Genomic DNA, 3,594 nt, shown 5'->3' on the forward strand with positions numbered 1-3,594 from the left:
AGGATCACCGCGAGCTGCATGAAGAAATGCCCGCTGCAATCGCCGGGCGTGTAGCTCGCGCCCGCGCCAAACCGCGCCAGCTGCCAGGCCGAGGTGTCGACCTGTGTCTTTGCCCCAAAAGTCAGCCCCGGGAAGAACGAGCCATAAGCGCCCAGCACCGCATAGGACGCATCCGTCGCGAGCCCGCTGCCAACCCCGGTCAACGCATGGTCGACAGTCGAAAAGGCATTCTCGCCTGCCAACTGGAACGACTGCCCGCCGATCACTTCGAGATAGCTGCCATTGTCGAAATTGGCCTGGTAGCGGCCACCGATATTGGCGCGCAGCCCCGTTTCCTGCCGGTCCGAGCCCGAGAAGCGGTTGTAGCTAAAGAGGTTCGTGTCGTCGAAGACGAAGCTCTGCGCATCGTCATTGGTAATGCCGGGCATCGTTGTGTTCGAACCGCGATAGACGACCTGCGCGATCGGCTCGATGATATGCACATCGGCCCCATTGCTGGCCATCAGCGGATAGCGGATGTCCATGGCCGCGATCGGCGTAGCGCTGAACAGGCTGGTCTCGCCAGACAGCAGCGCGCTCTTGCCGTCATAATAGGAAAAGTCGGCGCGACCGCCGAGATAGGGGGTAAAGACAAAACCGCCGCCGCCGATGATCTGCTTCTGCCAACTGGCCTGTAGCGTCGCGTGGGTCTTGTTGCCCTGATAGCCATAGCGCGCACCAGCGCCGGTCGGCGCGACGTCGACATTGCGCACCACATTGCGCAATTGGCCTTCAAAGGCGAGGCGGCCCATGTCGTCTTCAAGGTCGATGATGTGCTCGAAGCGCGTTACCGGCAGGTTCGCACCCTGCTGGTCCTGGGTTGCCTGGGTCGCCGTCTTGCCGAGCTGATTGAACTGCTGCAGGCGGATATCGAAATAGGTCTGCTCGCTCACATGCGTGGCATAGACCTGATTGGTCGTCGATTTGGCTGTCGTCAGCTCATAGTCGCCAAGATAGCCGGCATCGGTAAAGGCAGTGTAGGACCAGCCGGTTTCCCAGTTCTTGATCGGGGTGAACGTACCCGAGGTCTGGATCGCGCCGCGCCATTCCCTGTCGCCCACTTCATTGACGAAGGCAGCGGGATCCCACTGGCGAATGCCGGACGCCTTGATCTGGAACGAGCCATTGTCGAACCGCTGCACCCACTCCGCCCCGAGCAGAAAACCCTGTCGCGTCATATAGCGGGAGCTGAGGAAGATATCGGTCCACTTGGTGCCATAGACGCCAACCTGCACACCGACGCCAAAGCCGGTCTGTTCGGTATAGTTCAAGCTCGGCCGCGGCGCTCGGGCCAGCGCGGATTCGCTGAGATCGGGCAGCCAGAGATAGGGCAACCAGGCAACAGGCACGCCGAGCAGCGACAGCGTCGTGTTCTCAAGGGTGACCGAATTATCTTTGGTATTGTGAACGATCTTGGAGGCATTCACCGACCAGCCGATGCGACGCCCCTTGGTGTCGATACATTCGCCGCAGGGCGCATAGCTGGCATTGGAATAGATCGACTGCAGCGTCGAGTCATAGTCCGCGCTGTCCGCCGTAATGCGCGAGCCGTCATAGGCGGTGATGGTCAGGGCATTGAGGAAAGCCTGCTTCAGCCCGCCGGTAATATCGAGGTCGGTCGTTTCGAGCACATTGCCCGATGGGTCGGTCACGGTCACCGCGCCCGACATTTTCACCGAATTGGCCGTGCGGTCATAAACCAGCGTCTGCCCGGTCACCACGTAGCCGCTCGAAGAGAGCACCACATCGCCCGAAGCGCGGATCGTATTGGTGGTGGCATCGAACGTCAGCACACTGGCTTCGACGCCGGTCGGCGCAGCCGGATCGATAGGCGCGGTAAAGAAATCAGCGGGAACAAGGCCCTGCGCTGCAGCGGGCAGGGTAGCAAAACACAGCGACGCGCCCAAGAGCAGGGCGCGCAGCAGGCGTCGGTCCTGTTTCCTCTTCTGCCTCACGTCCGCCCGTCTTCCTTGTGCAGCAGCACTGTTACACCAACGACTATGGCCACCAATGCCGGTCCAACTGCTGCGAAAGCAGGGTCGAGAACGCCGGTCGACCCTGCCCGGTCGGCCATCTCGGTAATTACAAACACGACAAATCCGAGCACGACCCCGTAGAGAACCGAAGGTCCCAGATTAGTGTCCCTTCGATAACCTGCGGTAAACGCAAAGGCAATGAACAGCGAGCCGGAAAGCACAAGCGGGAGCGACAGGAGCTTGAAGAGGCGCATCGTCGCCGCAGATTTTACCAGCGGGTCCGCCACCCCCCTTTGCAAAAGGTTCGCCAGATCGAAGAAGGTCATGTCCTCGGTCGAGGCCAGCTTGAGGCTGATTTCGGCGGGCGTGGAGCGTGTGGCGATCTCATAGTCCCGCACCGCATAGGGCTGAGCGTCGGGCGTGCGCGCAATGGCCAGCGGCAGGCGCCACTTGCCGTTTTCAAGCAGGGCCTCCTGCGCCTCAAGCCGAGGAATATCGCTCCGCCCGAGATGAAACAGCGTCACATCTCCCAGCTGCGTGCCGCCCGGCGACATGGAACGAGCCATGATCACATACTTGCCGTTGTCGCCTTCCTGCTCGATCCAGATCTCGCCCGGCGGCGTCAAAAGAGCCGCCTGTCCCGGTGGGGTGGGGTAGAGGTCGCGATTGATCTGCGTGCTGGCCGTTTCCGCGCCAATGGCAATGGCAAAACTGATGAGGATCAGCGCAATGGTCGGCGCCCGCACAGCCCGCCAGATGGAGATGCCGCTGGCCTTGATCACGGTCAGCTCGTGCCGCGACTTGAGATCGACGAGCCCGAGAATAGCGCCCATCAACACCGTCACTGGCAGCGTCTTGATGGTCCAGCGCACCGCGCTCATCGCCACCATCAACAGCGCCATGGGCAGGCCCGCCTGCTCCGACACCACGGTAAAGCGCCAGGTGTCGAGGGATTCAACCAGCATGATCAGGCCATAGATCAGGAATACGGTCACCCCGATCCGGCTCCCCAGCCGCTTCAACACCAGCCAGTCGATCCGGGTCATGCCGGCACCAGCGCTTTGGGCCGGCGCGGCCATACCCGCCAGGCCAAGACAATAGCCGAAATGATCATCAGGACCACCGAGCCGGTCCCGATCCCGAGCGGGCTATAAGTGCCGATGCCGCGCTCGGCAAAGGCCACCAGCAGCACCACCACTTCGAGGGGTATCGGCACGCGCGCCCGCTTGCCGCTCGGAAAGGCGCCAAGCGCCAGGGTAAAGAGCCCGATGGCGATCACCCGAAGGGCTTCCGCCGTCCGGTCGAGCAATCGCTGCACGGCCTCCGGCGCCAGATAGCCGGTGTTCATCGCCTCATTGATGATGTCGACGCTGCTGCGCTCCGCCAGAGAATTGCCAGTAGGAAAAGCCTGCGCAATGCTTTCGACGCCGAGGTCATAACGGGTGAAGCGCACTTCGGAATAACGTCCGTCTTCCTGCACATATTGCAATGTGCCGTTGCGCAGCTCGAGCACATATTTGTCGCCGTCGCTCGAAACGCGCGCGGTCTCGGCAATATAGGTCCGGCGCGATTCTGGGTT

3 protein-coding genes are annotated in these 3,594 nt (G+C 61.7%); all 3 read right to left on the reverse strand.

What is annotated here, in order from left to right; genetic code table 11:
- Positions 1-1,994: LPS assembly protein LptD (gene lptD / locus J0I64_RS03385; RefSeq protein WP_291406212.1), on the reverse strand; the 1,994-nt coding region annotated here is incomplete at its 3' end.
- The gene (locus tag J0I64_RS03390; protein ID WP_291406213.1) at positions 1,991-3,061 is read right to left on the reverse strand and encodes an LptF/LptG family permease; all 1,071 of its coding nucleotides are present in this window, start codon (positions 3,059-3,061) and stop codon (positions 1,991-1,993) included. The genes J0I64_RS03390 and lptD, both read right to left, overlap by 4 nt.
- Positions 3,058-3,594, reverse strand: a 537-nt coding sequence (locus J0I64_RS03395; RefSeq protein WP_291406214.1) for a hypothetical protein, incomplete at its 5' end; no start/stop codon positions are given. The genes J0I64_RS03390 and J0I64_RS03395, both read right to left, overlap by 4 nt.

The organism is Devosia sp., assembly GCF_017307565.1.
GTDB lineage: Bacteria > Pseudomonadota > Alphaproteobacteria > Rhizobiales > Devosiaceae > Devosia.

Bases quoted from the DNA above. Each gene is read 5' to 3' on its own strand.
- J0I64_RS03390 (WP_291406213.1), bottom strand. From the start codon at position 3,061: ATGACCCGGATCGACTGGCTGGTGTTGAAGCGGCTGGGGAGCCGGATC.